This window comes from Cronobacter sp. HA18003 (assembly GCF_011605905.1).
In the GTDB taxonomy this organism is placed as follows: Bacteria; Pseudomonadota; Gammaproteobacteria; order Enterobacterales; family Enterobacteriaceae; genus Cronobacter; species Cronobacter sakazakii.
In genome coordinates this window covers 1-3,394 of the sequence record NZ_JAANQO010000012.1, presented here as the reverse complement: position 1 = coordinate 3,394, position 3,394 = coordinate 1, and the positions used below count along the sequence as shown (strand labels likewise).

5 protein-coding genes are annotated in these 3,394 nt (G+C 49.9%); all 5 read right to left on the bottom strand.

Features of this window, described 5'->3' with window-relative positions:
* The coding region (locus tag G6041_RS11130; protein WP_166498058.1) for a hypothetical protein at positions 1-218 on the bottom strand (218 nt) is incomplete at its 3' end.
* Complete coding sequence (locus G6041_RS11125; RefSeq protein WP_166491675.1) at positions 215-787, bottom strand: host cell division inhibitor Icd-like protein; 573 nt, start codon at positions 785-787, stop codon at positions 215-217. The genes G6041_RS11125 and G6041_RS11130, both read right to left, overlap by 4 nt.
* 96 nt (positions 788-883) lie before the next feature.
* Complete coding sequence (locus tag G6041_RS11120) at positions 884-1,885, bottom strand: P2 family phage major capsid protein (RefSeq protein ID WP_166491676.1); 1,002 nt, start codon at positions 1,883-1,885, stop codon at positions 884-886.
* An 18-nt stretch (positions 1,886-1,903) separates the two neighbouring features.
* Complete coding sequence (locus G6041_RS11115; protein ID WP_166491677.1) at positions 1,904-2,773, bottom strand: hypothetical protein; 870 nt, start codon at positions 2,771-2,773, stop codon at positions 1,904-1,906.
* An 82-nt stretch (positions 2,774-2,855) separates the two neighbouring features.
* The gene (locus G6041_RS11110; protein ID WP_085371763.1) at positions 2,856-3,059 is read right to left on the bottom strand and encodes a helix-turn-helix transcriptional regulator; all 204 of its coding nucleotides are present in this window, start codon (positions 3,057-3,059) and stop codon (positions 2,856-2,858) included.
* Positions 3,060-3,394 lie beyond the last annotated feature (335 nt).

The following is a 3,394-nucleotide window of genomic DNA, read 5'->3' as shown; positions in this document are numbered from 1 at the left end:
TCTCCCTTCATCAGACTGCTTTCCCGGATCACACCATCAAGCTGTTCGGCGATGCAGGCGAACAGGGCCGCCGCCCCTTCCGCAGAAACCTCCCTGCTGCCTGCTGGTCCTGAACAGGACAGAACATCGGCAAGAAACTCGCTGGCCATGGCCGCACGCAACAGCCGGTTTTCGCCCTGTTCACTGAGAGTACAGACAGGTTGCTGATACGTTTTCATGCCCGAACCTCCCGGCGCTGGCAGACAGGAAGCCGTCCTGCAAAACACAAGACATAATCCGAAATGAGTTGCGCACGTGCAGCATGTTCAGTACCGGCATTTACACGAACAGCTAAAGGCTGCGCACCGCAGTCAGCACGGCGAACGGCAAGAAAGAGAAAGGTAAATTCAGGATGTGATAAAGCGGAGACAGTAGCCATGGCGGCAACCTCCTTCAGATAGCGGGTAACGCTACCACCGGAGTTTCCACGCTCACTGGTGGTAGCCCAGACGGGGGTGGAAATACCGGCTCTGAAGGATACCGGCCTGACCGAAGTCAGCCCCGCCTGAGCCACCATTACACGATAGCCACAACGGCAAAGAAACCGCAGTGCAAGTAACAGATGCGCAAAGGCAATGACACAAAAAAAGACGCATAGCGCGTCTCGTGTCGCCTCCAGATTACTCGGGTTTCCACGCCCGGCTGCCGATTTTGCGGCAGCGGGAAAACTATAGCCCGCGCATTCGTTCAGGCGCAAGGGTTTTATAACCGAATTTTGTTGATTGATTATGCAGTTACGTCCTGCCATTCTGTCATTCCTCCGGCGTACCGCCAGACGTTACGGGGATTTCCTGAGTAAGTTTCCATCCGGCCCGCTGAATCACAGCGGGCTTTTTTATACCTGTTAAACCAGAGTAACGGCGCTTTCATCGACAGCGGCATAAAGCTCAGGATTACCCAGCGCGTAGCCTTCATTACGCAGGCATGAACGCACGTATTCAGCATTTTCCTCATCAAACTCAACCCGGAAATAGCGGGTGTTTGCCTGCGTGTAGATATGCAGGTTACTCAGGGTGGTGACGGCCAGACGCCTGCCGGGCATAAAGGGCGGAATAAAGGCAAAGCGCCCGGCCACTGAACTGCCCGCCAGCTGGGCTGCACTGATATCTGCCGGACGGTCTGCGGCGTTAAACAGTTTCAGGCGCTGCTGTGCGGCAAGCTCCGCGCCCACCAGGACAACCAGACGCGGGTCTTCCCGGAATGGCTCAGCAATGATATTGGTAATAAGATGGTTGGCGAGCAGGTCGATATTTTTCCATTCACCCGTCTCACCCAGCGTAAGAGGCTCAGCCATAATCTGCTTACCGTTCTCATATTGCTTCGCCAGCGCATGCCAGCCGATATTGACGTCCTCACCTTTTTTACAGGTTTCGGGATCGGTGGTGTCAGCTATTGCCGTTCCGTTGAACCCCGTACGCAGCATATCCAGCGCAAGCGCCTCAGCAAAAAAAGCATCCATTGCTTTATCAAAATCGCCCGCCGCGCCAAGATTATAAATATCAGCCATTTCGCCATAGCTGATACTGGCGCACGTATCCGTTTCCGACAGCCAGAATTCACTGCCATTAATGGCAACCCTTTTACTAAAACGTCCGCCCGCCGTTCTGCCGGTATGAAGCTCACTGGCTCCGATATTAATGGCATTACCTGACTGCGCATTTACATCCCGCAGCGTGATGTTATTCATCATCCAGCCCGATTCGAGAATGGCGGCACGCAGCATATTTTCGGCAGGTGGCGCTAAAGCAAAGCGACGGTTTTCACCCTCCCTGTAAGCGGTGTCTTTAGTCATTTTTTTATGATAGCGGGCAGCCGCATCCGGCTTCTGGAATTTAAAAGCAAACATAGTTATTAACCTGATTAATTAACGGGAGAATAATTTATTTTTGAGTTCGTCAGTTTTGCTGTAAACCGCCATATAATCTGCATAATCCTGGTCACTGATAATCAGGCGTAAAAGTGTGTTCTCCGCCCGGTAATATTTACGGTAAGCCTCGGTACGACTCTTCCCGCCGTTATTCAGCAAATACCTGTCAGTAGGGTAAGAGCAAAGCCGGATAATTGCTCGCGTTGCAGCAGTGAGGGCATTCAGGCCGTCTGTAAGCCCGGTAACGGCACTTTGCATAACGGTATCCGTAAAGAACTCCGCCACCCCGGACGGAATACGCAGCGTGCGCGGGAAGGTATTCAGCAGGCGGGTATCAATACCTTTCCCGATATACTGCGCCTCAGCTGACAGCAGACCGGGTAATGCCCTTGCCAGCTCCAGCCGTGACTGTTGCCGGGTCTGATATGTCAGGGCCGCCTGATAACGGCGCTCGGCATCCTCCCGCGCCATACTGCCCCCCCTGCGGGTTCGCGCTTCAGACACCGTGTTACTTTTTCCGCTTGCCTGATTCATGACTGCCAGCGCCTCTGCGGCTTCGCGCTGGCGGAAAGAAAATTCATCTTCTTCCCGGCGGCAAATCTTCACGCAGCGGGCAACAAGCGCATTTATTTCTTCGGCCACCGCTTCAGTATCAGGAACCGTCAGCCCGGTAAGGGAAAAAAGCGTCTCGCCTTCTTCCCGCAGTTTATTGAGCGTGTGGATTTCAATAATACGTGCCACACAGGCTGCATCGCTGTCATTTTCGGCAAAAGGAATAACTTTATATGCCTGAAGCGTTGCGACATTATTATTTTTTAGTGACGGAACGGCGAGAGAATGCCTTCCCGTGATAATGGGATTATTCAAAATTTATCCTTATGATTTTAAATTAGTTAATCAAGAACCCTAAATACACACCTAATATAAAATTCTGAAAGCATTAACTTAATCAATCCCTTCTCTGAATGTTATTTTTAATCCATTCCTGAATTTCATTTTCTACCCACGCAACGGATCTTTCTCCTATTGGCACCTGTGATGGAAATTGATTCTTTTTAATTTTGAGATAAATTGTCGATTTTGGTAGCCCAGTCATACCTATAACGTCAGCAATCCTCAAAAGGCGGTTATTTATTTGTTCATTTCGTTCCATATATCTCCTTAACAAGTATGGATGCAGCCTTATTGGTTGTGCTTAATTAGATGTATATATCCTTACATGGAATACTTTATACGTAAAGTTCAGGAACTTTGGAGTTCTTCAATAAAATTGAAGGACTAATATTAGTCAATATAGGCCTTTGTTCACCAATGTTAATGACTGATCATTATTGCCAATCATTGCTAACCGCTGATATTACGGAAATTTGAAGAATAGAATGTGTAACATTTTGTAAACCACTTGGTTGGGTTGGGTTGGGTTGGGTTGGGTTGGGTTGGGTTGGGGCAGTTCGCTGAACCCGGTGAAAACCATCGGCGATCAGGTCG

Bases quoted from the DNA above. Each gene is read 5' to 3' on its own strand.
- G6041_RS11125 (WP_166491675.1), bottom strand. From the start codon at position 787: ATGGCAGGACGTAACTGCATAATCAATCAACAAAATTCGGTTATAAAA.
- G6041_RS11120 (WP_166491676.1), bottom strand. From the start codon at position 1,885: ATGTTTGCTTTTAAATTCCAGAAGCCGGATGCGGCTGCCCGCTATCAT.
- G6041_RS11110 (WP_085371763.1), bottom strand. From the start codon at position 3,059: ATGGAACGAAATGAACAAATAAATAACCGCCTTTTGAGGATTGCTGAC.